This is a genomic window from Ideonella sp. sgz306126 (assembly GCF_056032705.1).
The window spans coordinates 316,284-341,511 of the sequence record NZ_JBVYWP010000003.1 but is presented as its reverse complement, the minus strand read 5'-3'; the positions used below and the strand labels follow the sequence as shown (position 1 = coordinate 341,511).

Here is a 25,228-nt window from a genome sequence, read left to right as displayed (position 1 = left end):
ATAATTATGAATTCAAATTTGACGATGACCTGACACCGCCGTGCCTGCCGAAGCCGACACCTTGTTCGCCCCGCGCGCCCTGTACCAGCAGGTCGCCGAGAAGCTGCGCGAGCAGATCTTCAGCCGGGCGCTCGAGCCGGGCAGCTGGATCGACGAGCAGAAGCTGGCCCTCGATTACGGCATCAGCCGCACACCGCTGCGCGAGGCCTTGAAGGTGCTGGCCGTCGAGGGGCTGGTGACGATGAAGGTGCGGCGCGGCGCCTACGTCACCGAGATGTCGTCGGACGACGTGCGGCAGGTCTACCGCCTGCTGGGCCTGCTGGAAAGTGATGCGGCCTCCGAGGTCGCCGAGCGCGGCAATGACCAGGAGATCGGCGAATTGCGCAAGCTGCACGACCTGCTGGAAAGGCAGGTCAGGAAGCGCGACGCGTTCTTCGACGCCAACGAGCAGTTCCACTTCCGCCTGCTGGCCTTGGCCGGCAACCGCTGGCGCCAGCAGATCGTCACCGACCTGCGCAAGGTGATGAAGCTCAACCGCCATCACTCGCTGTTCAAGCAAGGCCGGCTGGCCGAATCGCTGGCCGAGCACCGGGCGCTGATGCAGGCCCTCGAGGCGCACGACCCGGCTGCGGCCAGCCGCCTGATGCGCGCGCACTTCGACAACGGCCTGACGGCGGCCACCGCCTGAGCGGCAGGCGCCGGGATAATCCGGGCCCAGCGCGCGAGCCCTCGCGCCGCTCCGCCCCACCACGACGCCCATGACCCCCGACGCCGCCGCGCCCACCCCGTCCCCCGAGCCTGACGCTCCACGACCCGGCCTGCAGGATCTGCCCGCCGTGGTGGCCCGCGGCGACGCGCGAGCCCTGGCGGCTGCGCTGCGCGACGCCCGCCACCACACGCTGGCGCTGACCGACGCCTTGGTGGCCGGGCTGGGGCCGCAGCTGGAACTGCGTTACCTGCCCGAACTGGACCCGCCGCTGTGGCTGCTGGCCGAGCTGGCGTGGCTGGAGGACGGTTGGATCTCGCGCAACCCGCTGCGCCGTCACGGCACCGCATCGTCGGAGGGCTTCGGGCGCGGACCGGCGCCGATGACGCAGATCGACCGCTGCTTCGGCGAGCGGCGCTCACATGCGGACCGCTGGCACCAGCCCGTTCCCGGCCTGCGCGACACCTTGGCCCTGCTGCAGTCCAGCCGGCAACGCACGCTGGCGCTGCTGCGCGGCACGCCCCACGACGACACGGCGCTGCAGGTCTATCGCGACGCGCTGTGGCGCGAAGACCTGCTGGCCGAGCGCTTGCTGTGCATGGCGCAGACGCTGGGCATCGCGCCCGGCCCGCTCGCGGCCACGCCCACCCGCTGCGCGCACCCGGCCGGCGAACTCGGGATCCCCGAAACCCAACACATGCTGGGAGCCGTCCAGCCAGGCGACCTGCCCGGCTCGGCACACCCCGCCCGCGCCCTGCGGTTGGCCGCGTTCCGGATCGACCGCGCCCCCGTGACCTGGGCCCGCTTTTTGCCGTTCGTGGAAGCCGGCGGTTACGACGATCCGACCCGGTGGACCCCGCAAGGCTGGGCCTGGCGGCGTCGCCACAGCCTGGGCCGTCCGCGCCACCTCGGACGCGGCGACGACGGCCACTGGCAACTCGCCCAGTTCGGCCAATGGGTCCCGCTGGACCCGTCCTGGCCGGCCATGCACCTGTGTCGCCACGAGGCGCAGGCCTGGTGCCGCTGGGCGGGCCGGCGGCTGCCCAGCGAATGGGAATGGGAGGCAGCCGTGCGGCAGGCCGAGACGGAGGGGTCGGCGCTGACCTGGGGCCAGGTTCTCGAATGGACTGCCAGCGCCTTCGACGCTCCGTCGCCCGGGGCCGGCCAGGCTGCTAGCGGGTCGGCCCCGGGCGGGGTGCCGCTGGTCAGCCTGCGCGGCCACTCGCACGGGAGCAGCCCCCGCCTGGCGTGGCCGAGCGCGCGCCGCGCTGCCGCCGAAGACCGCAACGACGGGTTCACCGGCTTTCGCAGCTGCTCGTTGGAGGCCGCGCCGCAGGACGGCGAAGCCCCGCCGGGGCCGGCCGCCTGACGCCACCAAGAACAAGGCCGCCCGAAGGCGGCCTGACGAACGGCACGATCACGACAGCCCGGGCGGGCTGCCGCGACGCGATCAGCGCTGCCCCAGCGGCTTGACGTCGCGCGGCACCGAGCCGACGAACAGTTGGCGCGGACGGCCGATCTTGTACTCCGGGTCGGCGATCATCTCGTTGAGCTGCGCGATCCAGCCCACGGTGCGGGCCAGCGCGAAGATGGCGGTGAACAGCGACACCGGGATGCCGATGGCGCGCTGCACGATGCCGGAGTAGAAGTCGACGTTCGGATAGAGCTTGCGGGCGACGAAATAGTCGTCTTCCAGCGCGATCTTCTCCAGCTCCATCGCCAGCTTGAACAGCGGGTCGTTGTGCAGGCCCAGTTCGCTCAGCACCTCGTGGCAGGTCTCGCGCATCAGCTTGGCGCGCGGGTCGTAGTTCTTGTAGACCCGGTGACCGAAGCCCATCAGCTTGACGCCGGAGTTCTTGTCCTTCACCTGGTTCATGAACTCGCCGACCTTGGCCACGCCGCCCATCTTCTGGATGTCCTCCAGCATGTTCAGGCAGGCCTCGTTGGCCCCGCCGTGCGCCGGGCCCCACAGGCAGGCCACGCCGGCCGCGATCGCCGCGAACGGGTTGGTGCCCGACGAGCCGCACAGCCGCACGGTGGAGGTGGACGCGTTCTGCTCGTGGTCGGCATGCAGGATGAAGATGCGGTCGAGCGCGCGCTCGATCACCGGATTCACCTTGTAGTCGGCGCAGGGGGTGGCGAACATCATGCGCAGGAAATTGCCGGCGTACGACAACTCATTGCGCGGATACATGTAGGGCTGGCCGGCCGAATACTTGTACGCCATCGCCACCAGCGTGGGCATCTTGGCGATCAGGCGGATCGCAGCGATGTCGCGGTGCTCCGGGTTGTTGATGTCGGTGCTGTCGTGATAGAAGGCCGACAGCGCGCCCACCAGGCCGGTCATGACCGCCATCGGGTGCGCGTCGCGGCGGAAGCCGCGCAGGAAGAACTGCATCTGCTCGTTGACCATGGTGTGGTTGGTCACGCGGGCGGTGAAGTTCTGCTTCTCGGTGGCGTTGGGCAGATCTCCGTACAGCAGCAGGTGGCAGGTGTCGAGGTAGTCGCAGTTCACCGCCAACTGCTCGATCGGGTAGCCGCGGTACAGCAATTCGCCCTTGTCGCCGTCGATGTAGGTGATGGTCGAATTGCACGACGCGGTCGACAGGAAGCCGGGGTCGTAGGTGAACTTGCCGGTCTGGCCGTAGAGCTTGCGGATGTCGATCACATCCGGGCCCACGGTGCCCTTGTAAATCGGCAGGTCCATGCTGGGGCTGCCGTCGGAGAACGACAGGGTGGCTTTCACGTCGGACGGGGTCATCGTCGGGTCCTTTCAATCAATTCGTTCTTCAGGCTTGGCGCAGCAGCGCCAGCACGTCCTGCACGCAGGGGCGGTCGAGTTCGCCGGCGGGCTGCTTGCGCGCAAGCAGGAGATCCAGCAGGTCGTTGTCGGCCAGGTCCATCAACTGTTGGAGGCCTTCGACCCGCGCCACGGTGAGAGAACTCTCGTGCCGCCGGAAGAAGCGCTCAATGAACAGATCGTTTTCGAGCAAACCGCGACGGCAACGCCATTTCAGGCGACTGATGTCGGTGGCGGTCAGGGATGCAGTTTCCATGCCCAGGCTTGCTTGAAGTTGACCGTGCGGCCGCTCACACGGCGCGGCGCACCATCAATTCCTTGATCTTGCCGATCGCCTTGGTCGGGTTCAGCCCCTTGGGGCAGACGTCGACGCAATTCATGATGGTGTGGCAGCGGAACAGCCGGTACGGGTCTTCGAGGTTGTCGAGACGGGCGGAGGTGTCCTGGTCGCGGCTGTCGGCCAGGAAGCGGTAGGCCTGCAGCAGGCCGGCCGGGCCGACGAACTTGTCCGGATTCCACCAGAAGCTCGGGCAGGACGTGGAGCAGCTCGCGCACAGGATGCACTCGTACAGGCCGTCGAGTTCCTCGCGCTCCTCGGGCGACTGCAGCCGCTCTTTTTCGGGCGGGCGCTCGTCGTTGACCAGGTAAGGCTTGATCGAGTTGTACTGCTTGAAGAACTGCGTCATGTCCACGATCAGGTCGCGGATCACCGGCAGGCCCGGCAGCGGCCGCAGCACGATGGTCTGCGGCAGCGTGCGCATGTTGGTCAGGCAGGCCAGGCCGTTCTTGCCGTTGATGTTCATCGCGTCCGAACCGCACACGCCTTCGCGGCAGGAGCGGCGGAAGCTCAGGCTCGGGTCGACCGCCTTGAGCTTGATCAGCGCGTCCAGCAGCATGCGTTCGTGACCATCGAGTTCGATCTCGATGGTCTGCATGTAGGGCTTGGCGTCCTGGTCGGGGTCGTAGCGGTAGATCTGGAAGGTGCGCTTGTCGCTCATGGTCTTCTTTCTCTGAATGTCGTGCCGTTGGCGATCAGAAGGTCCGGACCTTCGGCGGCACCGATTCGACGGACATCGGCTGCAGGTTCACCGGCTTGTAGTCCAGGCGGTCGCCTTCGGAATACCACAGCGTGTGCTTCATCCAGTTCGCGTCGTCGCGCTCGGGGTGGTCGTTGTGGGCATGGGCGCCGCGGCTTTCCGGGCGGGCCGCGGCCGAGATCATCGTGGCGCGGGCCGCCTCGATCAGGTTGTCGACCTCCAGCGCCTCGATGCGCGCGGTGTTGAACACCTTGGACGTGTCCTTCAGGCCGATGGACTTGACCCGCTCGGCCACCTGCTTGATCGCCGCCACGCCCTCGTCCATCATGGCCTGGGTGCGGAACACGCCGGCATGCTTTTGCATCGTCGCGCGGATGTCTCCGGCCACGTCCTGGGCGTACTCGCCGCCCTTGGCAGAATCCAGGCGCGCCAGCCGTGCCAGGGTCCGGTCGGCCGCGTCGGCCGGCAGCGGCTTGTGGTTCTTGGTCTTCAGCGCCGCATCGACGATGTGGTTGCCCGCGGCCCGGCCGAAGACGATCAGGTCGAGCAGCGAGTTGGTGCCTAGGCGGTTCGCACCGTGCACCGACACGCAGGAGCATTCGCCCACCGCGTACAGGCCGTTCACCACGTCGTTGTGCCTGCCGTTCTTCGGAATCACCACCTGGCCATGGACATTGGTGGGAATGCCACCCATCTGGTAATGGATGGTCGGCACCACCGGGATCGGCTCCTTGGTGATGTCGACGTTGGCGAAGTTGTGCCCGATCTCCAGCACGCTGGGCAGGCGCTTCATGATGGTCTCGGCGCCCAGGTGGGTCATGTCGAGCAGCACGTAGTCCTTGTTCGGACCGCAGCCTCGGCCTTCCTTGATCTCCTGGTCCATCGAGCGCGAGACGAAGTCGCGCGGTGCCAGGTCCTTCAGCGTCGGGGCGTAGCGCTCCATGAAGCGTTCGCCGTTGCTGTTGCGCAGGATCGCGCCCTCACCGCGGCAGCCCTCGGTCAGCAGCACGCCGGCACCGGCCACGCCGGTGGGGTGGAACTGCCAGAACTCCATGTCTTCCAGCGGCAGGCCGGCACGCGCCGCCATGCCCAGGCCGTCGCCGGTGTTGATGAAGGCGTTGGTGCTGGCGGCGAAGATGCGGCCGGCGCCGCCGGTGGCCATCAGCACGGTCTTGGCTTCGAGGATGTGCAGGTCGCCGGTCTCCATCTCCAGCGCGGTCACACCGACCACATCGCCTTCCTGGTCGCGGATCAGGTCCAGCGCCATCCATTCGACGAAGAAGTTGGTGCGGGCCTTGACGTTCTGCTGGTACAGCGTGTGCAGCAGCGCGTGGCCGGTGCGGTCGGCCGCGGCGCAGGCACGCTGCACCGGCTTCTCGCCGTAGTTGGCGGTGTGGCCGCCGAACGGGCGCTGGTAGATGGTGCCGTCGGGGTTGCGGTCGAACGGCATGCCGAAGTGTTCGAGCTCGTAGACCACCTTGGGCGCCTCGCGGCACATGAACTCGATCGCGTCCTGATCGCCCAGCCAGTCGGAACCCTTGATGGTGTCGTAGAAATGGTAGTGCCAGGTGTCTTCCGACATGTTGCCCAGCGACGCACCGATGCCGCCCTGCGCCGCCACGGTGTGCGAGCGGGTCGGGAAGACCTTGGACAGCACGGCCACGTTCAGGCCGGCGAGCGAGAGTTGCAGCGACGCGCGCATGCCGGAGCCGCCGGCACCGACGATGACGACGTCGAACTTGCGTTTGGTGATGTTGTTCTGTGCCATGGTGATGCTTCAAAGACGCCAGAGGACTTGGACCGCCCAGCCGGCGCAGCCGACCAGCCAGACGAGGGAGAACACCTGCAGCGCGAGGCGAATCCCGACCGGCTTGATGTAGTCCATCCAGATGTCGCGCACGCCGATCCAGGCGTGGTAGAGCAGCGCGACGATGACGGTGAAGGTCAGCACCTTCATCCACTGCGCGGCGAAGATGCCCGACCACTTGTCGTAGCCGATCTCGCCCTTGGTCAGCAGCACCTGCGCCAGCACGACGAAGGTGAACGCCGCCATCAGGAAGGCCGTGACGCGCTGGGCGAGCCAGTCGCGAAAGCCGTAATGCGCGCCGACGACGAGGCGCTTGGATCCGTAGTTAACAGCCATGATGAACTTGCCTCAGGTGATCAGTACAGGCCGAACAGCTTGGCGCCCAGCGCCAGCGTGAGCACGCTGCTCAGCACCAGCGTGACGATGGCCGAGCTTTGCCCCTGCTCTTTCGAAACGCGGTGGGTCATGTCCATGCGCAGGTGGCGCAGGCCGGCGAAGAAGTGCAGCAGATAGGCCCAGATCAGCGCCAGCGCGACCAGCTTGACCAGCACGCCGGGAACGAAGCCGATGCCGGCCACGAAGGCATTGCTGAAGACGCCGAACGACACCTCCGAGCTGACGCTGGTGTCGAACAGCCAGATGATGAAGGGCATCAGCAGGAACAGCAGCAGGCCGCTGATGCGATGCAGGATGGAGACGATGCCGGCCACAGGGAGCCGATAGTGAGGCAGGTCCGCAAAGGCGTTGATGTTGCGGAACTCGGGCCGTTTCTTGAGCGTTTCAGCCATATGGGAGGGTCCTTGTTGTGATCGCTCGGGGTCGGAGGAGGTAGCGGTCGGATTCAGATCGTCAGATCGCGAGCCTGGAACCCCGGGAGTTTATTGCAACGCAACAAGCTTTCAGCGGCCTTGCCGGCAAGCCGCCACCGGAGAGTCTCTGGGCTCAGTTCAACTCGTTGCGGTAGTAATGGGTCGCCGTGTTGTAAAGCCCTCGCCGCAGTTCCACCGGACGATCGCCGTAGGTGTGGGACAGGCGCTCCACACTCAGCAGCGGCGTGCCGGCTGCCACCTGCAGCAACTCGGCCGTGCCGGCGTCTGCGGCGACGGCGCGGATCTTCTCTTCGGCGCGGATCATGCGCACGCCGAATTCCGACTCGAACAGGCCGTACATCGGCCCGGCGTATTGCGACAGCCGCTCGGCGGTCAGGCCCTTGAACGGCCCGGCGGGCAACCAGATCTCGTCCAGCACCACAGGCGCGGCCTCACGCTGCAGGGTGCGCCGGATCAACACCGCGCTTTCGCCCGACTTCAAGTCCAGGGCACGCGCCACGTCGGCGGGCGCACGCATGCGGCGGCAGTCGAGGAAGCGGCGCTCCATGCCGGTGACCGGCCCGACGTCCGGCGTCAGCCGCAGAAAGCGGTACTGGATGTTCGCCTCGGCGTGCGTCGCCACGAACGTGCCCTTGCCCTGGCGGCGCACCAGCAGGTTCTCGGTCGCGAGTTCGTCGATCGCCTTGCGCACCGTGCCCTGGCTGACGCGGAAGCGCGCCGCCAGGTCCTGCTCGCTGGGGATGGCCTCGCCCGGCTTCCACTCGCTGCCCTGCAGACTCCTGACCAGCAAGGCCTTGATCTGCTGGTAGAGCGGACTGAATGCCGGCGTCTGCGAGGCGGACGGGCTCTCGGCAGGCGGGGATTCGGCGGGCATCGACGCGGACATGGGCCGCCATTGCAGCACAGCCGGCCCGTCGCCGTCCAGCTTCTCTGAACAATGTCTTATATAAGACATAAGAATATTGACACGCCACGGGTTCACCCTTAGACTGAAGGGCTAAACTTGCGCTTTGCGCGGGCGGTTCGTCGATCGCCTGCCCGCCTGCCGCCCCCTCTTTCTTTCCTTCCTCGGAGACCTCACCATGAGCAAGACCCCCGTTCGCGTGGCCGTGACCGGCGCCGCAGGCCAGATTGGCTACGCCTTGCTGTTCCGCATTGCCTCCGGCGAGATGCTGGGCAAGGACCAGCCCGTGATCCTCCAGCTGCTGGAGATCCCCGACGAGAAGGCCCAGAAGGCGCTCAAGGGCGTGATGATGGAACTCGAGGACTGCGCCTTCCCGCTGCTCGCCGGCATGCAGGCCCACAGCGACCCGATGTCCGCCTTCAAGGACGCCGACTACGCGCTGCTGGTCGGTTCGCGCCCCCGCGGCCCGGGCATGGAGCGCGCCGAGCTGCTGTCGATCAACGGCGCCATCTTCATCGCCCAGGGCAAGGCGCTGAACGCCGTGGCCTCGCGCAACGTCAAGGTGCTGGTGGTCGGCAACCCCGCCAACACCAACGCCTACATCGCGATGAAGAGCGCCCCCGACCTGAAGCCGGGCAACTTCACCGCGATGCTGCGCCTGGACCACAACCGTGCCGCGTCGCAGATCGCTGCCAAGACCGGCAAGCCGGTGTCCAGCATCAAGAAGCTGGCCGTGTGGGGCAACCACTCGCCCACCATGTACGCCGACTACCGCTACGCCACCATCGACGGCGCCTCGGTCAAGGACATGATCAACGATCAGGTCTGGAACAAGGATGTGTTCCTGCCCACGGTGGGCAAGCGCGGCGCCGCCATCATCGAGGCGCGCGGCCTGTCGTCGGCGGCCTCGGCCGCCAACGCAGCGATCGACCACATGCGCGACTGGGCGCTGGGCACCCACGGCGAATGGGTCACGATGGGGGTCCCCAGCAACGGCGAATATGGCATTCCCAAGGACGTGATGTTCGGCTTCCCGGTCACCTGCGCGAACGGCGAGTACAAGATCGTCGAAGGCCTGTCCATCGACGCCTTCTCGCAGGAATGCATCAACAAGACCCTGGCCGAACTGCAGGGCGAACAGGACGGCGTCAAGCACCTGCTGTGATGCACCGGGCCTCGCGCCAGCGCTGAGGCTTGCCGGAAGGCATTAAGCTGCGAAGCCGGCGACCGCGACTGCGGCGCCGGCTTTTTCTTTGGTCCGATCTGCCCCCCGCCTGCCATGCCCCTGCCGCGCCACCCCGCCGAGGTCTTGTTCGAAGAAGGCGACAGCGTCGCCGACCTGCCGGTCTGCGACCACTACTGCGGCGTCGAGGCGCGCATGCGCAAGAGCCTGGCGCTGCAGGCCGAGATGGGGCCGGTGTTCGACGTCACCCTCGATGGCGAGGATGGCGCCCCGGTCGGCGGCGAGGTGGAACACGCCCACCTGATCGCCGAACTGGTGAATTCGCCGCTCAACGCCCACGGCCGGGTGGGCGCGCGCGTGGTCCCCCACGGCCACCCCGCCTTCGAGGCCATGCTGGAGGTGCTGCTGCCCCGGGCCGGCGCGAAGCTGGCCTATCTGATGATCCCCAAGCCGCGCGACGCCGCCGACCTGAACGCCGCCGTCGCCTGCATCGATGCCCTCGCGCAGCGTGCCGGCCTGGCTCGCCAGGTGCCGCTGCACGCGCTGGTGGAGACCCATGGCGCGCTGCGCGAGGTGTTCGCGCTGGCGGCACACCCGCGCATCGAGTCGCTGTCATTCGGGTTGATGGATTTCGTCTCGGCCCACCGCGGCGCGATCCCGCAGTCCGCGATGGGCGTCGGGCAAGCGGGCGGCCAGTTCGAGCACCCGCTGGTGTTGCGCGCCAAGCTGGAGATCTCGGCCGCCTGCCACGCCCACGCCAAGGTGCCCTCGCACTGCGTGGTCACCGAATTCAAGGACAAGGCCGCCCTCCAGGCCGCGGCCGAGGTCGCCTGCCGGCGCCTGGGTTACACGCGCATGTGGAGCATCCACCCGGATCAGATCCGCACCATCGTCGATGCCTTCGCGCCCAGCGCGGCCGAGGTCGACCAGGCGATCGCGATCATCCAGGCGGCGCAGGCCGCCGACTGGGCGCCGATCCGCCACCGCCACCACGGCCGCGAGCAGTTGCACGACCGGGCGAGCTACCGTTACTTCTGGCAGGTGTTGCAGCGCGCCCACCGCACGTCGTTCCAGGGCGGCCCGCAACTGCCTGCCGAAGTCGCGCAGGCCTATTTCCCGGCGACGTGACGCGACTCCGGGACCGGAGCGCCGCGGCGGCCACGGATACCAACCGTCACCACGCCGGCCCGCAAGAGCATGGACAATCGCCAGCGACCCTCTTTCCTGGAGACCTCTTGATGACGAACCGTGTGCTCGCCCTGGCCCTGCTGGCCGCCCTCGCGCTTCCCGCCGCCGCAACGACCAAGAAGTCGGCGCACCACCCCGTGCGCCACCCGCCGGCCCCGGTCGAGGCGCCGCTGCCTGCCGCCACCGACGCGCAAACCGCCGCCGCGGGCATGGTTTATTACGGCGCCTATGGCTGCGAATTCAAGCAGTCGATCAACGTCCAGCACGACCCCAAGGCCCAGGGCTACGTCGACCTGGCGTTCGGCAAGGCGCACTACACGATGAAGCCGGTGCTGTCGTCGACCGGCGCGATCCGCCTGGAAGACGTCAAGGGCCGCACGCTGCTGGTGCAGATCGCCAACAAGTCGATGCTGATGGACGTCGTGGCCGGGCACCGCCTGGTGGACGATTGCGTCAGCGACCAGCAGGCGGCTTTTGTCAAGGCCGCCGAGAACCAGCCCAAGGCGGCCGACGCGCTGGACCTGATGGAGTCGCCCCAGGCGTCGCGCTGAGTCGCCCCTGCCCGCACCCGAGCCCGGCCTGTCCGGGCTTTTTTGCGCCTGTCGCCGGCCCGGGCCATGCTTGCCCCGCCCCTCGTGTCACCTTTCGCTGCAGGCGCCTGCCGGCCCTGCGCGAAAATGGCGCCCGCGCCCTTTGCCCCGGCGCCGCCTCCTCGCAAGGGGGCTTGGCAAGTCTTATATAAGATATAAAATAGGGTACTAACCCGTATCTGCTGATCCGCAGCCAGCCGTCGCTGCGCCCCTTCGCCCCTCAGGAGCCCCTCCATGCTGCAAGCCTATCGCCAACACGTTGCCGAACGTGCCGCCCTCGGCATCCCCCCGCTGGCGCTTGACGCCAAGCAGGTGGCCGACCTGATCGAGCTGATCAAGAACCCGCCGGCCGGCGAAGACGCGTTCCTGCTGGATCTGCTGACGCACCGCGTGCCGCCGGGCGTGGACGACGCCGCCAAGGTCAAGGCCAGCTTCCTGTCGGCGGTGGCGCACGGCGATGTGAGCGTCAAACTCATCAGCAAGGCCAAGGCCACCGAATTGCTGGGCACGATGGTGGGCGGCTACAACGTCAAGCCGCTGATCGACCTGCTCGACCGCGCCGACGTCGCCGACGTGGCCGCCGCCGGCCTGAAGAAGACGCTGCTGATGTTCGACTTCTTCCACGACGTCGCCGAGAAGGCCAAGGCCGGCAACGCCAAGGCCAAGGACGTGGTGCAGAGCTGGGCCGACGCCGAGTGGTTCACCTCGCGCCCGGAGGTGCCCAAGAGCATCACGGTCACGGTCTTCAAGGTGCCCGGCGAGACCAACACCGACGACCTGTCGCCGGCGCCGGACGCCACCACCCGCCCCGACATCCCGATGCACTACCTGGCGATGCTGAAGAACACCCGCTCCGATGCGGCCTTCAAGCCCGAGGAAGACGGCAAGCGCGGCCCGATGCAGTTCATCGAGGACCTGAAGAAGAAGGGCCACCTGGTGGCCTACGTCGGCGACGTGGTGGGTACCGGCTCCAGCCGCAAGAGCGCCACCAACAGCGTGATCTGGGCCACCGGGCAAGACATCCCCTTCGTGCCCAACAAGCGCTTCGGCGGCGTCACGCTGGGCGGCAAGATCGCCCCGATCTTCTTCAATACGCAGGAAGACTCGGGATCGCTGCCGATCGAGGTCGACGTCTCCAAGCTGGAGATGGGCGACGTGATCGAGGTGCTGCCGTACGACGGCAAGATCGTCAAGAACGGCGCGACGGTCGCCGAGTTCCGGCTCAAGAGCGAGGTGCTGCTCGATGAAGTGCGCGCCGGCGGCCGCATCAACCTGATCATCGGCCGCAGCCTGACCGCCAAGGCGCGCGAATTCCTGGGCCTGCCGGCCAGCACGCTGTTCCGCCTGCCCAAGGCACCGGCCGCCACCCAGGCCGGCTTCACGCTGGCGCAGAAGATGGTGGGGCGCGCCGTCGGCCTGCCCGAAGGCCAGGGCGTGCGCCCCGGCACCTACTGCGAGCCGCGGATGACGACGGTGGGCTCGCAAGACACCACCGGCCCGATGACCCGCGACGAGCTGAAGGACCTGGCCTGCCTGGGCTTCTCGGCCGATCTGGTGATGCAGAGCTTCTGCCACACCGCCGCCTACCCGAAGCCGGTGGACGTGAAGATGCACCACGACCTGCCCGCCTTCATCAGCAACCGCGGCGGCGTCTCGCTGCGCCCGGGCGACGGCGTGATCCACAGCTGGCTCAACCGCCTGCTGCTGCCCGACACCGTGGGCACCGGCGGCGACAGCCACACCCGCTTCCCGATCGGCATCAGCTTCCCGGCGGGCTCCGGCCTGGTGGCCTTCGGCGCGGCCACCGGCGTGATGCCGCTGGACATGCCCGAATCGGTGCTGGTGCGCTTCAAGGGCCAGATGCAGCCCGGCGTCACGCTGCGCGACCTGGTGCACGCGATTCCGCTGTACGCGATCAAGGCCGGCCTGCTCACCGTGGCCAAGGCCGGCAAGAAGAACGTCTTCTCGGGCCGCATCCTCGAGATCGAGGGCCTGCCGGACCTGAAGGTGGAACAGGCCTTCGAACTCAGCGACGCCTCGGCCGAACGCTCGGCCGCAGGCTGCACCGTCAAGCTGAACCCGGCGCCGATCAAGGAATACCTCAGCAGCAACGTCGTGCTGATGAAGAACATGATCGCCAACGGCTATCAGGACGCCCGCACGCTCGCCCGCCGCATCGAGAAGGTCGAAGCCTGGCTGGCCCGGCCCGAGCTGCTGGAAGCCGACCCGAACGCCGAATACGCGGCGGTGATCGAGATCGACCTGGCCGACATCAAGGAGCCCATCGTCTGCTGCCCGAACGATCCGGACGATGCCAAGTTCCTGTCCGAGGTGGCCGGCGCCAAGATCGACGAAGTCTTCATCGGCTCGTGCATGACCAACATCGGCCACTTCCGTGCCGCCGGCAAGCTGCTCGAAGGCAAGAAGGACATCCCGGTGCGCCTGTGGATCGCCCCGCCCACCAAGATGGACGCCTCCGAGTTGACCAAGGAAGGCTATTACGGCACCTTCGGCGCCGCCGGCGCGCGCATGGAAATGCCGGGCTGCAGCCTGTGCATGGGCAACCAGGCGCAGATCAAGGAAGGCTCCACGGCCATGTCCACCAGCACCCGCAACTTCCCCAACCGCCTGGGCAAGAACACCAACGTGTACCTGGGCTCGGCCGAACTGGCCGCCATCTGCTCCAAGCTGGGCCGCATCCCCACCGTGGCCGAATACCACGCCGACATGGGCGTGATCAACCAGGACGGCAGCAAGATCTACAAGTACATGAACTTCGACCAGATCGAAGAGTACGCGGACACCGCCAAGGGCGTCACCGCCTGATCGTCACGCAGCGCGACCGCTGACAGGTCGAGGAGACAAGCAGAGGCCCGCCGGTTCACACCGGCGGGCTTTTTTCATGGTCTCGTCCGCGGGTCCGCCCACCGGCCCGCACCGGGCGTTCGCGACAGACGACAGACTACAGCAGCCGGGTGATCAACGCCCCGTCGCAAGGCGCCGGAAGCGGAATCCAGACCCGGATCGGACTGCCTGCCGCCACCTCGATGGATTCGCCGTCCGCGTTCTGCATCTCGTCCAGGGTCAGCGTGCGGTTGCCGCTGGGGTGGATGATTTCCAGTTGGTCGCCCACTGAGAACCTGTTCTTGGTCTCGACCTCGGCCCAGCCATCGTCGCGCCGGGACTTGACCTCGCCGACGAACTGTCCGCGCTGCGCTTCGGAGCTGCCGCTGAGGTAGTTCTGGTAATCCTGGCTCGGGCGGCGTTCCAGAAAGCCCGCCGTGTAGCCGCGGTTCGAGAGGCCCTCCAGCTCGGTGAGCAGCCGCGGGTTGAACGGCCGGCCGGCCACCGCGTCGTCGATCGCGCGGCGGTACACCTGCGCCGTGCGGCTGACGTAGTACTGGCTCTTGGTGCGGCCCTCGATCTTCAGCGAATCGACACCGATCCTGACCAGCCGCTCCACGTGCTCCACCGCGCGCAGGTCCTTGCTGTTCATGATGTAGGTGCCGTGCTCGTCTTCCATGATGGGCATCAGCTGGCCGGGCCGATCCTTCTCCTCCAGCAGGTAGACGCGGTCGGCCGCGGGATGGCGCGGGCCGCCCCCGCAGGCGGCGAAGCTGCTCTCGGCCTCGGCCTGCGCGCTGGCGACGTCGAAGTCGCCCTCCATGGGCACCGGGATGGCCTCGCCGGTGTTCGGGTCCTCGGCCGCCGCCTGCGTCGCGTACTGCCAGCGGCAGGCGTTGGTGCAGGTGCCCTGGTTCGGGTCGCGCCGGTTGAAGTAGCCGCTCAGCAGGCAGCGGCCCGAGTAGGCGATGCACAGCGCGCCGTGCACGAACACCTCCAGCTCGATGTCGGGGCACTCGTTGCGGATCACCTCGATCTCGTCCAGGCTCAGCTCGCGCGACAGGATGATGCGCGCCACCCCCAGCCGCTGCCAGAACTTGACCGCCGCCCAGTTCACCGTGTTGGCCTGCACCGAGAGGTGGATGGGCACGTCCGGCCATCGCTCCCGCACCATCATGATCAGCCCCGGGTCGGCCATGATCAGCGCGTCGGGCCGCAGCGCGATCACCGGCTCGATGTCGCGCAGGTAGGTGCGCACCTTGTCGTTGTGCGGCAGCAGGTTGCTGGTGACGAAGAACTTCCTGCCGCGCTGGTGGGCCTCGGCGATGCCTTGGGCGATCTGCTCCAGCTTGAACTCGTTGTTGCGCGCCCGCAGGCTGTAGCGCGGTTGGCCGGCGTAGATCGCGTCGGCGCCGTAGTCGTAGGCTGCGCGCATCTTGGCCAGCGAACCGGCGGGCAGGAGGAGTTCAGGAGGTTTGAGCATCACCCCGCCATTGTCCCGCGTTCGCCCGCCCGGTCACTTGCCGGTGCGGATCAGCTGCTCGTCGCGCTCGCGATACGGGCGGTTGGCGCAGCGCGACTTCCAGTCGGCGCGCGAATCCTCGAAGTCCTGCGACTCCTTGTCCAACTGGTGGCTGCGCTCGTTCCAGTCGCCCGCGGCCTTGGCCTGGGCAGCGGCCTTGGCGTTGAAATCGGCGGTGAGCCGGTCCCGCTCGGCACCCAGCGTCTTGCTTTCGTCGATCAGCGCCAGCTCGTTGTCGTGCAGCGCCTTGCGCTCGGTCTCCAGCGACGCGCGCTCGCGCTCGACCGACGGACCGCCGTGGTCGTTGGCGGCGAGCGCATCGGCGCGCGCATGCCAGGCCTTCACCTTGGTGCCCTGCTCGGTCATGCGGCGGTTGAAGTCCTGCACCTTGTCGGCCAGTTGCTTCAGCTCGGGGCTGCCGCCCTTGAGCGCCTCGCCGTCTTTCTCGATCTGCTCGCGCTCGGCGCTCATCGCCTTGCGTCGCTGGTTCAGGTCGGCGGCGCGCTGGGTCTGCTCGTCAAGCTGCTTCAGGCACACCTCCAGTTCCTTGTAATGCATCATCTTGCCCGTGGCCGCACCGCCGCCCAGGGACTTGGACGCAGGCGCATCGGCGGCACGCACGGGGCCGGTCAGGCCCAGGCCGGCCACCGTCAGCGCGGCCAGCGCCAGGGTTTGGCGCAAAGAAGTCTTCATGATCAAACAGTCCTCTGGATCGTCGAGAAAACCGGCCTGACACAGCCGGGGCGGCCATGGCCGCAGCGGGCGGCCTGCGTCCGCGCGGCCGACGTCGGCCGACGCGAAACACAAACCCGGCGCGCATCATGCCACTGCCGCCACCGCGACGCGCCCGGGCTTGCCCGGCTATAGACTGGTTACCGCACTGTTTCTCCGGACCGCGCCCGCCCATGACCCAAAGCATCCACGATTTCCACGACGACCCCCGCAACGCGACGATCCGGATCTGGATCAACGGCCGCCTGTTGCCGCGCGAACAGGCCACCGTGTCGGTCTTCGATAGCGGCTTCGTGCTGGGCGACGGCGTCTGGGAAGGCTTGCGGGTGAGCACCGGCCACCCGGCGTTTCTCGACGAGCACCTGGCCCGCCTGTGGGAAGGCGCCCGGGCGATCGCGCTGGACATCGGTCTGACGAAGGCGGCCCTGGCCGACGCGATCTATGCCACGCTCGCCGCCAACGGCATGCGCGACGGCGTGCATCTGCGCCTGATGGTCAGCCGCGGCGTCAAGCGCACGCCCTACCAGGACCCGCGTGCCACCGTCGGGCCGGCCACGGTGGTCATCGTGCCGGAGTTCAAGCAGGCCAAGCCCGAAACGGTGGCCGCCGGCCTGCGCCTGTTCACGGTCCATGTGCGGCGCGGCGCGCCCGACGTGCTGGACCCCAAGCTCAACAGCCACAGCAAGCTCAACTGCATCACCGCCTGCATCCAGGCCACCGAGGCGGGAACCGACGAAGCCCTGATGCTGGACCCGCACGGCTTCGTCGCCACGTGCAACTCGACCCATTTCTTCATCGTCCGCCAGGGCGAGGTCTGGACCAGCAGCGGCGACTACTGCCTGGGTGGCATCACCCGCGCCAACGTGGTCCGCGTCTGCCGCGAGGCCGGCATCCCGGTGTTCGAGAAGAACTTCAGCCTGACCCAGGTCTACAGCGCCGACGAGGCCTTTTGCACCGGCACCTTCGCCGGTCTGGTGCCGGTGCGCTCGGTCGACGGCCGCGCCTTCGAGGCGCCGCTGCCCGGACCGATGGTGCAGCGCCTGCAGGCCTTGTATGCCGACCTCGTGCGCCGCGACGTGGCGGCGCGCGAGATCGCCCGCCGGGGCCTGCCGGCATGACGGCGCGCCAGCACGACGCGCCACGGCGCATCGCGATGTGGAGCGGGCCGCGCAACATCTCGACCGCGATGATGCGGGCCTGGGAGCACCGCGGCGACTGCGCAGTCAGCGACGAACCGCTCTACGCCGCCTACCTGGCCGCCACCGGGCTGGACCACCCGGGCCGGGCCGAAGTGATCGCCGCGGGCGACTGCGACGCCGCCCGCGTGGCCCGCGCCTTGAGCCAGGGGCCGGCCCCGCAGGCCCGGCCCCTCTGGTACCAGAAGCACATGACCCATCACCTGCTGCCCGGGCTGGACCTCGCCTGGACGCTGGCGCTGGACTCGGTGTTCCTGATCCGCGATCCGGCCCAGGTGGTGGACAGCTACCTCAAGTCGCGTGCCACGGTCGCGCCGGAGGACATCGGCCTGCTGCAGCAGGAGCGCCTGTTCGATCTCATCGCGCAGCATCGGGGCACCGCGCCGCCGGTGATCGATGCCGACGATTTCCTGCGCGCCCCGGCGGCGTATCTGAGGGCGCTGTGCGCGCACCTGGACATCGCGTTCACCGAGCGCATGCTGCACTGGCCGGCCGGCCCGCGTGCGAGCGACGGCGTCTGGGCGCCGTACTGGTACGCGGCCGTGTGGGCGTCCACCGGCTTCGAGCCCTGGCGGCCGCGCGCGCCGGCGTTGCAGGGCGCCGCGCTCGCCGTCGCCGAGGCCTGCCGGCCCGCCTACGAGCGGCTGCACGCGCTGCGCTGGCGCCTGCCGCCCGAGACCGCGACGTGAGCGAGCCGCTGCGCGTGCTGCACGCCGACGAGACGCTGGTCGCGGTCGACAAGCCCGCGGGGCTGCTGTCGGTGCCCGGGCGGGGGCCGGACAAGGCCGATTGCGCCTGGGCCCGGGTGCGCGAGCGCTTCGTCGACGCGCTGGTGGTGCACCGCCTGGACATGGCCACCTCGGGGGTGCTGTTGTTCGCCCGCGGACCGGCCGCGCAACGGGCGCTGTCGCGCTGCTTCGAGCTGCAGCGGACCGACAAGGGCTACACGGCGGTGGCCGCCGGTCTGCTGGCGCAGGACAACGGCCAGATCGACCTGCCGCTGGCCTGCGATTGGCCCCACCGACCGCACCAGCAGGTGGATCTCGCGCACGGCAGGCCGTCCCTCACCCGCTGGCGGGTGCTGGCCCGCGATCTGACCGCCGACACCACCCGGCTGGCGCTGACGCCGCTGAGCGGCCGGACGCACCAGCTGCGCGTGCACCTGCAAGCCATCGGCCACCCCTTGCTGGGCGATGCGCTGTATGCCCCGGCCGCCGTCCAGGCCGCGGCACCGCGGCTGCTGCTGCATGCCCACCGGCTGGCGGTGCCCCATCCGGCCAGCGGCCTGCCGATCGTGATCGAATCGCCGCCGCCCTTCTGACCGCCCCTCACACCGGAGAGCCGCGATGCGCATGCCCGTCGACCTGCCCAAGGCCTATCGTCTGCTGAACCACGGACCGACCGTGCTGGTCAGCGCCCGCCATGGCGGACGCGCCAACGTGATGGCCGCCGCCTGGGTCATGCCGCTGGACTTCGATCCGCCCAAGGTCGCGCTGGTGCTCGACCGCCAGACCTTCACCCGCGGACTGATCGAGGCCTCGAACCGCTTTGCGCTGAGCGTGCCCTGCCGCGCCCAGGCCCGCCTGGTGAGCGCGCTGGGCAACCACAGCGGCCGCAGCCAGGACAAGGTGGCCGACTTCCAGGTGCCGCTGCTCGACGAGCCCGCGGCCATCTCGCCGCTGGTGGGCGGCTGCGTGGCCTGGCTGGACTGCGAACGGCTGCCGGAAGACGGCGTCGAAACGCGCCACGACCTGTTCATCGGCCGGGTCACCGCCGCCTGGGCCGACCGCCGCGTGTTCGACGGCGGGCGCTGGCACTTCGACGCCGCCGACGATGCGCTGCGCACGCTGCACCACGTCGCCGGCGGCCACTACCTGGCGATCGGCGACCCGGTGGACACCGACGGCTGAGCGACCCGCCTCAAGCCGGTCAACGCCCGACGCTCGACGCCGCTGCCGCCTGCAACGGCGCGCGCAGCCGCGCGTCGAAATCGCGCGGCGCGACGTACTGGATCACCGGCCGCGCGTCGGCTGCGTCGCCATGGGCCGGCGGCAAGGCCACCGCCACGCCCAGCGCCGGGTACAGCAGCTGCAGCTCGCCGGTCGGCCCGGTGAGCCGCTCGGCCGGAGCACCGAACCGGGCCACGGCGATCGCCTCGTCGATCCGCGCCGAAGGCACGAAGGCCAGCGCCGTCAGCGGAGCGGCGCGGGCCGTCGCCTGGTCCGCGGCGGCCAGCGTGTAGCGGCGGCTCAAGCCGCCTTCGCCGATCTCGCTCTTGGCCGCCCGCTCCCGCGCGCCCTGCAGCCAGGCGGCATCGGCCTCGAAGGCCAGCACCAGCTTGCCGGTGACGAAGCCGGCGTTGAAGCTTTCGACGTACACCTCCAACGCCGGCCGGCCGCCGTTGGGAACGATCAGGCCGGTGTGCAGGTCGCCGGCAAATCGCTTCTGCACGTCGGCCAAGGTCGCGCTGCCGAGCGCCAGGCCGAAGACCTCGCTGCTGCCGTCGCCCTTGAGCCGGACACGCCAGGGCAGGTTGGCCTCGGCGGCAGCCGGCGCCGCGTCGGGCACCGGGCCGTGCCAGAGCGACCAGCCCAGCGTCGCCGCCAGCACCAGGACCACGAAGCCCAGCGACAGGGCCGCCGGACGCTGCCACCACACGCGGCGAGCGACCGCAGGGCGTTGAGAAGACAATTCATCCATGCGGCGATTGTCGCTGCGCCCACCCCCTGCCCGAGGAGCCTGCCTTGAACCCGATCACCGCGCCGCTGACCCTCATCACCGGATCGTCCCGTGGCATGGGTGAGGCGATGGCCTTGCGCTGCCTGCGCGATGGCCACCGGGTGATCGGCATCGCCCGCCACGAGAGCGCCGCGCTGGCCGCGGCCGCGGCCGCCGGACAACTGCAGCAGTGGCGGGCCGACCTGGCCGATGCGGCGCCGCTGGCGCGCCAACTGGGCGAGGCCTTGCGCGTGCTGGCGCGGGACGCCGGCCGCCGCCAGGCCCCGGTCACGCTGATCAACAACGCCGGCCTGATCGCGCCGCTGCGGCCGTTGGAAGACATCGACGCGGCCGACACCGTGCTGGCGCTGCGGGTGGGCCTGGAGGCCGCGATGGTGCTGACCGGCGCCTTCCTCGACGCGACGCGCGACTGGACCGGCCCGCGCCGCGTGCTGAACATCTCGTCGGGGCTGGGCCGGCGGGCGATGGCCGGCAGCGCGTCGTACTGCGCGGCCAAGGCCGGGATGGACCATTTCAGCCGTGCGGTCGCGCTGGAGCAGGCGGATCGACCCAACGGCGCCCGGGTGGTCTCGCTGGCCCCGGGTGTGATCGACACCGACATGCAGGCGCAGCTGCGCGCCTCGGATCCGTCGCGCTTCGCCGCGCGCGGCGACTTCGTCCGCCTCAAGGAGCAGGCCCAGCTGCTGAGCCCGGACGCGGCGGCCGAGCGGGTGCTGGCCTTCCTGGCGCGGAGCGACTTCGGCGCTGCGGCCGTGGCCGACGTGCGCGACCCGGCCTGACGCCGCAGGCCCCGGATCAGTGGCTTCCGGCCAGGCGGCGCGCGCGTTCGGCTGCCTCGTCCATCCGGATGTGGCGCCGGAAATAGCTCAGGAAGAACACGAACATCCCCAGGATGAAGGCCAGCACCGCCGCGCTCATCAAGCCGTAGTCGGTGGTGAAGAAGTCGATCAGGGCATGCATTTCTCTCTCCTCGATGGATGGCTGGATGCCGTGATCAGACGCCCGCCGGGCGCAAGTCCGTTTGCGTCAAGGCAAATCCGGGGGGTTTGACCCCGGCGGCCATTGATGCGCATCAGATTCGAGGGGCTGCGTCGCCCAGCGCGACCCCCAGGCTGCGCGCCGCGGCCAGCAGCGGATGCTGCGGCGGAACGCAGCGGTTGCGGCCGGCCACCGCCGCCAGCGGCACGCTGTCGCAGGTCGCCCCGGCCAGCGTGACCATGCGGCCGAACTCGCCCCGGCGCACCAGTTGCGCCGCGTGGAAGCCGAAGCGCGTCGCCAGCACCCGGTCGTAGGGCGTCGGCGAGCCGCCTCGCTGGACGTGGCCGAGCAAGGTGGTGCGCACCTCGCTGGCGATGCGCGGCTGCAGTTCGGCCTGCAGCCATTGGCCGACGCCGCCCAGGCGGATCGGATCCGGGCTGTCCGGGCGCACCGCCCGCACGGTCAGCTCGTGTCCGATCGCGCGGGCGCCTTCGGCGATGCAGATCAGCGTGTAGCCTTCGCGGGCCTCGCGTTGCCGGCAGACGGCCGCCACCGTGTCGACGCTGAACGGCACCTCGGGCAGCAGGATCACGTCGGCTGCGCCCGCCATGCCGCCTTCGAGCGCGATCCAGCCTGCGTAGCGGCCCATGGTCTCGGCGATCATCACCCGGCCATGGCTGCGGGCGGTGGTCTCGAGCCGGTCCAGCGCCTCGGCCACCACGGCCACCGCGCTGTCGAAACCGAAGGTCCGGTCGGTGTGTTCGAGGTCGTTGTCGATCGTCTTGGGCACGCCCACCACCGGCAGACCCAGGGCCTCGAAACGGTGGGCGATGCCCATCGTGCCATCGCCGCCGATCACGACCAGCGCGTCCAGTCCCAGCTCGCGCACATAGGCCATCGCGTCGGCCGACGCATCGGCCCCGCCGGCGCCGAAGTAGTGGAACGGATCACAGGCGTTGTGCGTGCCCAGCACCGTGCCGCCCTGGGCCAGCAGGCCCTGGACCGCCGTGGCGTCCAGCGGCCTCACGCGGCGATTGAGCAGGCCCAGAAAGCCGCGCTCGATGCCGGTGACGCGCGCCCCACACTCATGGACCAGCGACAGCGTGACGGCGCGGATCACCGCGTTCAGGCCCGGGCAGTCGCCGCCGCCGGTGAGGATGCCGACGTGCATGTCAGGCCTCCGGTCCGTCCGGCGCCGCCAGCCAGGCCGCCAGATCGGCCTTGAGCTGGGCCTGATCGGCCTGGCGCGTGTACATCATGTGGCCGGCGCCGTAGTGCCGGTGCGTGACCCGCTGGCGCTGCGCCGGCGCGATGTCGAGCTGGTCGAGCGACCAGTCGCTGGCGCTGTACGGCGTGGCCAGGTCGTACCAGCCGCTGGCGACGAAGACGCGCAGATGCGGCAGGCGGCGCAGCGCACGGGCCAGGTCGGGGCTGGTACAGGCGTAGCCATTGCCCTGGGCCTCGCCGCGGTTCCAGTTCCACTGCTTGTGAACTTCTCCGGAGAACACGCGGTAGCAGCGCTCCGCGCCGAAGCCCAGCGTCTGGCCGAAGTAGTGGCGTGCCGCCATCGTGTAGGGGCCGTTGAGTGCATCCATGGCCGGGTCGAACTCCGCACTCGCGCCCTGGGTGGCGCCCATCGGGGCGGTGACGCGCGCATCCAGGCGGCCCACCAGCTGGCCGCGCGGGCGCAGCGCCTCGGCAAAGAAGCAGTTGTCGCTGATGCGCAGGTTGTTCGCCTCGACCCGGTCCGCTGCCAGTCCGCACAGTTCGCCGACCCGGCGCGCGATGCGGCGGCGCCCGCGCCCGGTCAGCGTGCCGCCCCGGTGCAGCGCCGACAGGTAGTCGGCGTGGACGAACTCCAGCGCCGCGGCGCGGGCGGCGGCGCCATCGGCGGCCAGGGGTCCTTTGAGCGTGCCGTGGTACTGGGCGACGCCCGCGAAAGCCGGCAGGTACAGCGCGTAGGGCAGATCGTTGCGGGGCGAGAATTCCAACGCCTGGATGTCCATCGCGCACGACACCAGGATCAGGCCGGCCAGCGTCAGGCCCTGGTCGCACAGGCGCTCGGCCATGGCGGCGGCCCGGGTCGTGCCGTAGCTCTCACCGCACAGGTAGACCGGCGAGCCCCAGCGCTGATGGCGCGTCAGCCATTCACGCATCGCCTCGCACAGCGCTGCGACGTCGCCATCGACCGACAGGTGGCGCTTGCGCGCCGCGTCGCTCGCGCTGAGCGAGTAGCCGGTGTGCGGCGGGTCGATGAAGACCAGGTCGACATGGTCGAGCCAGCTCAGCGGGTTGTCCTCGACCGCGTAGGGCGGTGGCGGCAGGCTGCCGTCGTCGTTCACCCGCACCCGGCACGGGCCCAGCGCGCCCAGGTGCAGGAACAGACTGGACGAACCCGGCCCGCCGTTGAACGCAAAGCAGACACCGCGCCGGGCGGCCTCGGCGCCCTCCATCAGGTAGGCGGTGGTGAACACCGCCGCCTCCGGCTGACCGTGCTCGTCACCCAGCGCGGCGGTGGGCACCGGCACGAACGAGGCCTCGACCTGGTAGGCGTGGGCCCGGCCGTCCAGCAGCCACTCGCCTCGACTGCGCCGGGGCGGCTCGGCAAGCGCGCGCTCGACCGCCTGGCGCTGGCGTTGCAGGGTCACGGGGTCGGCGGCGGGGGTGTCCGGGGTCGGAGTGGCGTTCAATTCGGGATCTCCGGTTCAGGCGTCGGGGCCCTGGAAGCCGCCGGCGCGAAAGGTCAGCACCAAGGTGTCGCGATGGCCGCCCGCGGCCGCGTCCAGCGGCTGGATCGGCGTGGACTCGTGGATCACCCGTTCGTCGTCCAGCAGCAGCGTGCTCCAGGGCTCGGTGAGCGTGAAGCGCTGGCCTTCGCGTCCTTCGGCGGCGAAGACCCGGGTCTCGCCGCCCTTGAGGCCGACGCGCGACACCAGCGTGACCGCCACCAGGTCGACCCCGTCGCGGTGCGCTCCTTCGGGCGTCGGGCGCCCGATGCCGTCGGTGGTGTCGATCCGGAACGGGTGGGCTTCGACATACCAGCGCTGCGCTCCTTTGAGGGCCGAGGCCCGCGCCGCCAGCATCGCCAGCCAGCGCGGCCACAGTGGATGGCCGACCAGCGCCGGATCGATCGGCTCGAAATGGCGTTCGATGCCGCCATGCAGCGCGTTGTATTCGACCGGTTGCCAGTGCGGCCGGTGCGGCGCGGCGGTGACCCGGTCGCCCTCGACGACGAAGCAGCCGTGGCGACGGCGGCGGTAATGCCCGCCATCGCGCAGATAGGCGTCCGCGGGGAGCCGGTCCCAAAAGGGCCGCCAGGCATCGAGCGCCGCGCTGGGCGCGCCCAGCAGGTGGGCGCAGGCGGCCGCGTCGAGCACCGCGAAGCCATCTCGGATCAAGGCCGTATCGACCTCGGCGGCAGGGGTCAGGGGAGGGTTGAGAACCATAGCCCGAAGTGTGCCCCGAAGTGCGCGGCATCCGGGACGCCGTCCCGACCTGCGCCTCGCGCGTGTCAGCTTGGAGCAATCCCCTTGCCGCAACGCAAGAACCTAGGGTTAAGCCGGGGTATCGTTCGTCGAACGGTATGCAGATGATTGCATAGCCCGATCGCAAGGGGGCACCGGTGAGCCCGTCCTGCCCGCGCGACACGACACAGCAACCCAGCCCCTCTGGACCGACTGCGGAGAACACCATGCAGAAGAGCCTTCACCTGAACCCCGAGAAGTGCACGGGGTGCCTGCAGTGCGAAATGGCCTGCTCGTACGAGAACTACGGTGTGTTCGCACCGGCCAAGTCGCGCATCAAGGTGTTCGACTTCCACGACACCGGCCGCAAGGTGCCCTACACCTGCACCCAGTGCGACGAAGCCTGGTGCCTGCACGCCTGCCCGGTGGAGGCGATCACGGTGGACCTGGCGACCGGCGCCAAGGTGGTCAACGAGACCACCTGCGTCGGGTGCAAGGTCTGCACCATCAGCTGCCCGTTCGGCACCATCAACTACGTCCAGGAAACCGGCAAGGTCCAGAAGTGCGACCTGTGCGGCGGCGAGCCCGCCTGCGCCGAGGCCTGCCCGACCGGCGCCATCACCTACGTCGATGCCAACTGGACGGGCCTGAACAAGATGGCCGCGTGGGCCGACAAGCTGGGCAACCAGCCTTCCGCAGCATAAGGAG

The 25,228-nt window shown here is 69.3% G+C and carries 26 protein-coding genes; 12 read left to right on the top strand and 14 right to left on the bottom strand.

Annotated features, from left to right (window positions below; genetic code table 11):
• Nucleotides 1-40: 40 nt before the first annotated feature.
• Both AC0N04_RS10045 and AC0N04_RS10040 read left to right on the top strand, forming a co-directional pair.
• A complete protein-coding gene (locus AC0N04_RS10045; RefSeq protein WP_474281123.1) occupies nt 41-688 on the top strand; it encodes a GntR family transcriptional regulator in 648 nt (215 codons plus the stop codon).
• Nucleotides 689-758: 70 nt separating this feature from the next.
• Nucleotides 759-2,075 (top strand): SUMF1/EgtB/PvdO family nonheme iron enzyme, encoded by a 1,317-nt coding sequence (locus tag AC0N04_RS10040; RefSeq protein ID WP_474281121.1) that lies wholly within the window; start codon nt 759-761, stop codon nt 2,073-2,075.
• A gap of 81 nt (nt 2,076-2,156) precedes the next feature.
• Here the strand turns inward: AC0N04_RS10040 and AC0N04_RS10035 are convergent, their stop codons facing one another.
• The 7 genes from AC0N04_RS10035 to AC0N04_RS10005 all read right to left on the bottom strand — a co-directional run bounded on the left by AC0N04_RS10035 (nt 2,157) and on the right by AC0N04_RS10005 (nt 8,054).
• Nucleotides 2,157-3,467, bottom strand: a complete 1,311-nt coding sequence (locus AC0N04_RS10035; protein WP_474281119.1) for a citrate synthase — start codon at nt 3,465-3,467, stop codon at nt 2,157-2,159.
• Nucleotides 3,468-3,495: 28 nt separating this feature from the next.
• Entirely contained in the window at nt 3,496-3,762 is a 267-nt protein-coding gene (locus AC0N04_RS10030; RefSeq protein ID WP_474281117.1) for an FAD assembly factor SdhE, read from the bottom strand.
• Nucleotides 3,763-3,796: 34 nt separating this feature from the next.
• A complete protein-coding gene (locus AC0N04_RS10025; RefSeq protein ID WP_474281116.1) occupies nt 3,797-4,504 on the bottom strand; it encodes a succinate dehydrogenase iron-sulfur subunit in 708 nt (235 codons plus the stop codon).
• Nucleotides 4,505-4,538: 34 nt separating this feature from the next.
• On the bottom strand, nt 4,539-6,311 hold the full coding sequence (sdhA, locus tag AC0N04_RS10020; RefSeq protein ID WP_474281114.1) for a succinate dehydrogenase flavoprotein subunit: 1,773 nt from the start codon (nt 6,309-6,311) through the stop codon (nt 4,539-4,541).
• Between the two features lie 9 nt (nt 6,312-6,320).
• A complete protein-coding gene (sdhD, locus tag AC0N04_RS10015; RefSeq protein ID WP_474281112.1) occupies nt 6,321-6,686 on the bottom strand; it encodes a succinate dehydrogenase, hydrophobic membrane anchor protein in 366 nt (121 codons plus the stop codon).
• Between the two features lie 20 nt (nt 6,687-6,706).
• Nucleotides 6,707-7,138 (bottom strand): succinate dehydrogenase, cytochrome b556 subunit, encoded by a 432-nt coding sequence (sdhC, locus tag AC0N04_RS10010; RefSeq protein WP_474281110.1) that lies wholly within the window; start codon nt 7,136-7,138, stop codon nt 6,707-6,709.
• A 154-nt stretch (nt 7,139-7,292) separates the two neighbouring features.
• Nucleotides 7,293-8,054: a GntR family transcriptional regulator gene (locus AC0N04_RS10005; protein WP_474281108.1), complete on the bottom strand. Its 762-nt coding sequence runs from the start codon at nt 8,052-8,054 to the stop codon at nt 7,293-7,295.
• A gap of 208 nt (nt 8,055-8,262) precedes the next feature.
• Between AC0N04_RS10005 and AC0N04_RS10000 the strand changes: the two genes are divergently transcribed.
• The 4 genes from AC0N04_RS10000 to acnB all read left to right on the top strand — a co-directional run bounded on the left by AC0N04_RS10000 (nt 8,263) and on the right by acnB (nt 13,871).
• Nucleotides 8,263-9,249: a malate dehydrogenase gene (locus tag AC0N04_RS10000; RefSeq protein WP_474281106.1), complete on the top strand. Its 987-nt coding sequence runs from the start codon at nt 8,263-8,265 to the stop codon at nt 9,247-9,249.
• A 114-nt stretch (nt 9,250-9,363) separates the two neighbouring features.
• Nucleotides 9,364-10,395 carry an HpcH/HpaI aldolase/citrate lyase family protein gene (locus AC0N04_RS09995; protein WP_474281104.1) on the top strand — a complete coding sequence of 344 codons (1,032 nt, stop codon included), beginning with the start codon at nt 9,364-9,366 and terminating at the stop codon, nt 10,393-10,395.
• Nucleotides 10,396-10,505: 110 nt separating this feature from the next.
• Nucleotides 10,506-11,006: a hypothetical protein gene (locus tag AC0N04_RS09990; RefSeq protein WP_474281102.1), complete on the top strand. Its 501-nt coding sequence runs from the start codon at nt 10,506-10,508 to the stop codon at nt 11,004-11,006.
• Between the two features lie 273 nt (nt 11,007-11,279).
• The gene (acnB, locus tag AC0N04_RS09985; protein WP_474281100.1) at nt 11,280-13,871 is read left to right on the top strand and encodes a bifunctional aconitate hydratase 2/2-methylisocitrate dehydratase; all 2,592 of its coding nucleotides are present in this window, start codon (nt 11,280-11,282) and stop codon (nt 13,869-13,871) included.
• A gap of 136 nt (nt 13,872-14,007) precedes the next feature.
• On the opposite strand, the gene trhP is transcribed toward acnB, so the two are convergent.
• Both trhP and AC0N04_RS09975 read right to left on the bottom strand, forming a co-directional pair.
• On the bottom strand, nt 14,008-15,372 hold the full coding sequence (gene trhP, locus AC0N04_RS09980; protein WP_474281098.1) for a prephenate-dependent tRNA uridine(34) hydroxylase TrhP: 1,365 nt from the start codon (nt 15,370-15,372) through the stop codon (nt 14,008-14,010).
• A gap of 33 nt (nt 15,373-15,405) precedes the next feature.
• On the bottom strand, nt 15,406-16,104 hold the full coding sequence (locus AC0N04_RS09975) for a hypothetical protein (RefSeq protein ID WP_474281096.1): 699 nt from the start codon (nt 16,102-16,104) through the stop codon (nt 15,406-15,408).
• 212 nt (nt 16,105-16,316) lie between these two features.
• Between AC0N04_RS09975 and AC0N04_RS09970 the strand changes: the two genes are divergently transcribed.
• The 4 genes from AC0N04_RS09970 to AC0N04_RS09955 are packed head-to-tail and all read left to right on the top strand — an operon-like array spanning nt 16,317 to nt 19,249.
• Complete coding sequence (locus AC0N04_RS09970) at nt 16,317-17,261, top strand: aminotransferase class IV (RefSeq protein ID WP_474281094.1); 945 nt, start codon at nt 16,317-16,319, stop codon at nt 17,259-17,261.
• Nucleotides 17,258-18,028 carry a sulfotransferase-like domain-containing protein gene (locus AC0N04_RS09965; RefSeq protein WP_474281092.1) on the top strand — a complete coding sequence of 257 codons (771 nt, stop codon included), beginning with the start codon at nt 17,258-17,260 and terminating at the stop codon, nt 18,026-18,028. The genes AC0N04_RS09970 and AC0N04_RS09965 overlap by 4 nt, the downstream gene beginning before the upstream one ends.
• A complete protein-coding gene (locus AC0N04_RS09960; RefSeq protein WP_474281090.1) occupies nt 18,025-18,660 on the top strand; it encodes an RluA family pseudouridine synthase in 636 nt (211 codons plus the stop codon). Before AC0N04_RS09965 ends, AC0N04_RS09960 begins: the two co-directional genes overlap by 4 nt.
• 25 nt (nt 18,661-18,685) lie before the next feature.
• Nucleotides 18,686-19,249, top strand: coding sequence for a flavin reductase family protein (locus AC0N04_RS09955; protein ID WP_474281088.1), 564 nt, complete (start codon nt 18,686-18,688; stop codon nt 19,247-19,249).
• Nucleotides 19,250-19,268: 19 nt separating this feature from the next.
• Here the strand turns inward: AC0N04_RS09955 and AC0N04_RS09950 are convergent, their stop codons facing one another.
• Entirely contained in the window at nt 19,269-20,039 is a 771-nt protein-coding gene (locus AC0N04_RS09950) for a hypothetical protein (RefSeq protein WP_474281086.1), read from the bottom strand.
• Between the two features lie 53 nt (nt 20,040-20,092).
• Here AC0N04_RS09950 and AC0N04_RS09945 point away from each other — a divergent pair, with 53 nt between their 5' ends.
• Nucleotides 20,093-20,857 (top strand): SDR family NAD(P)-dependent oxidoreductase, encoded by a 765-nt coding sequence (locus AC0N04_RS09945; protein ID WP_474282037.1) that lies wholly within the window; start codon nt 20,093-20,095, stop codon nt 20,855-20,857.
• Between the two features lie 16 nt (nt 20,858-20,873).
• Here the strand turns inward: AC0N04_RS09945 and AC0N04_RS09940 are convergent, their stop codons facing one another.
• The 4 genes from AC0N04_RS09940 to AC0N04_RS09925 form a co-directional block, all read right to left on the bottom strand.
• Nucleotides 20,874-21,038: a DUF3149 domain-containing protein gene (locus AC0N04_RS09940; RefSeq protein WP_474281084.1), complete on the bottom strand. Its 165-nt coding sequence runs from the start codon at nt 21,036-21,038 to the stop codon at nt 20,874-20,876.
• 112 nt (nt 21,039-21,150) lie between these two features.
• Nucleotides 21,151-22,227 (bottom strand): 6-phosphofructokinase, encoded by a 1,077-nt coding sequence (locus AC0N04_RS09935; protein ID WP_474281082.1) that lies wholly within the window; start codon nt 22,225-22,227, stop codon nt 21,151-21,153.
• A 1-nt stretch (nt 22,228) separates the two neighbouring features.
• Entirely contained in the window at nt 22,229-23,746 is a 1,518-nt protein-coding gene (locus AC0N04_RS09930) for a S10 family peptidase (protein ID WP_474281080.1), read from the bottom strand.
• Between the two features lie 15 nt (nt 23,747-23,761).
• On the bottom strand, nt 23,762-24,502 hold the full coding sequence (locus tag AC0N04_RS09925; protein WP_474281078.1) for a 2OG-Fe dioxygenase family protein: 741 nt from the start codon (nt 24,500-24,502) through the stop codon (nt 23,762-23,764).
• Between the two features lie 245 nt (nt 24,503-24,747).
• Here AC0N04_RS09925 and AC0N04_RS09920 point away from each other — a divergent pair, with 245 nt between their 5' ends.
• A complete protein-coding gene (locus tag AC0N04_RS09920; RefSeq protein WP_474281076.1) occupies nt 24,748-25,224 on the top strand; it encodes a 4Fe-4S dicluster domain-containing protein in 477 nt (158 codons plus the stop codon).
• Nucleotides 25,225-25,228: the final 4 nt, after the last annotated feature.

Excerpts from the sequence above, each read along its gene's own strand:
- AC0N04_RS10040 (WP_474281121.1), top strand. The coding sequence starts at position 759 with ATGACCCCCGACGCCGCCGCGCCCACCCCGTCCCCCGAGCCTGACGCT.
- AC0N04_RS10035 (WP_474281119.1), bottom strand. The coding sequence starts at position 3,467 with ATGACCCCGTCCGACGTGAAAGCCACCCTGTCGTTCTCCGACGGCAGC.
- AC0N04_RS10030 (WP_474281117.1), bottom strand. The coding sequence starts at position 3,762 with ATGGAAACTGCATCCCTGACCGCCACCGACATCAGTCGCCTGAAATGG.
- AC0N04_RS10025 (WP_474281116.1), bottom strand. The coding sequence starts at position 4,504 with ATGAGCGACAAGCGCACCTTCCAGATCTACCGCTACGACCCCGACCAG.
- sdhA (WP_474281114.1), bottom strand. The coding sequence starts at position 6,311 with ATGGCACAGAACAACATCACCAAACGCAAGTTCGACGTCGTCATCGTC.
- sdhD (WP_474281112.1), bottom strand. The coding sequence starts at position 6,686 with ATGGCTGTTAACTACGGATCCAAGCGCCTCGTCGTCGGCGCGCATTAC.
- sdhC (WP_474281110.1), bottom strand. The coding sequence starts at position 7,138 with ATGGCTGAAACGCTCAAGAAACGGCCCGAGTTCCGCAACATCAACGCC.
- AC0N04_RS10005 (WP_474281108.1), bottom strand. The coding sequence starts at position 8,054 with ATGCCCGCCGAATCCCCGCCTGCCGAGAGCCCGTCCGCCTCGCAGACG.
- AC0N04_RS10000 (WP_474281106.1), top strand. The coding sequence starts at position 8,263 with ATGAGCAAGACCCCCGTTCGCGTGGCCGTGACCGGCGCCGCAGGCCAG.
- AC0N04_RS09995 (WP_474281104.1), top strand. The coding sequence starts at position 9,364 with ATGCCCCTGCCGCGCCACCCCGCCGAGGTCTTGTTCGAAGAAGGCGAC.
- AC0N04_RS09990 (WP_474281102.1), top strand. The coding sequence starts at position 10,506 with ATGACGAACCGTGTGCTCGCCCTGGCCCTGCTGGCCGCCCTCGCGCTT.
- acnB (WP_474281100.1), top strand. The coding sequence starts at position 11,280 with ATGCTGCAAGCCTATCGCCAACACGTTGCCGAACGTGCCGCCCTCGGC.
- trhP (WP_474281098.1), bottom strand. The coding sequence starts at position 15,372 with ATGCTCAAACCTCCTGAACTCCTCCTGCCCGCCGGTTCGCTGGCCAAG.
- AC0N04_RS09975 (WP_474281096.1), bottom strand. The coding sequence starts at position 16,104 with ATGAAGACTTCTTTGCGCCAAACCCTGGCGCTGGCCGCGCTGACGGTG.
- AC0N04_RS09970 (WP_474281094.1), top strand. The coding sequence starts at position 16,317 with ATGACCCAAAGCATCCACGATTTCCACGACGACCCCCGCAACGCGACG.
- AC0N04_RS09965 (WP_474281092.1), top strand. The coding sequence starts at position 17,258 with ATGACGGCGCGCCAGCACGACGCGCCACGGCGCATCGCGATGTGGAGC.
- AC0N04_RS09955 (WP_474281088.1), top strand. The coding sequence starts at position 18,686 with ATGCGCATGCCCGTCGACCTGCCCAAGGCCTATCGTCTGCTGAACCAC.
- AC0N04_RS09950 (WP_474281086.1), bottom strand. The coding sequence starts at position 20,039 with ATGGATGAATTGTCTTCTCAACGCCCTGCGGTCGCTCGCCGCGTGTGG.
- AC0N04_RS09940 (WP_474281084.1), bottom strand. The coding sequence starts at position 21,038 with ATGCATGCCCTGATCGACTTCTTCACCACCGACTACGGCTTGATGAGC.
- AC0N04_RS09935 (WP_474281082.1), bottom strand. The coding sequence starts at position 22,227 with ATGCACGTCGGCATCCTCACCGGCGGCGGCGACTGCCCGGGCCTGAAC.
- AC0N04_RS09925 (WP_474281078.1), bottom strand. The coding sequence starts at position 24,502 with ATGGTTCTCAACCCTCCCCTGACCCCTGCCGCCGAGGTCGATACGGCC.
- AC0N04_RS09920 (WP_474281076.1), top strand. The coding sequence starts at position 24,748 with ATGCAGAAGAGCCTTCACCTGAACCCCGAGAAGTGCACGGGGTGCCTG.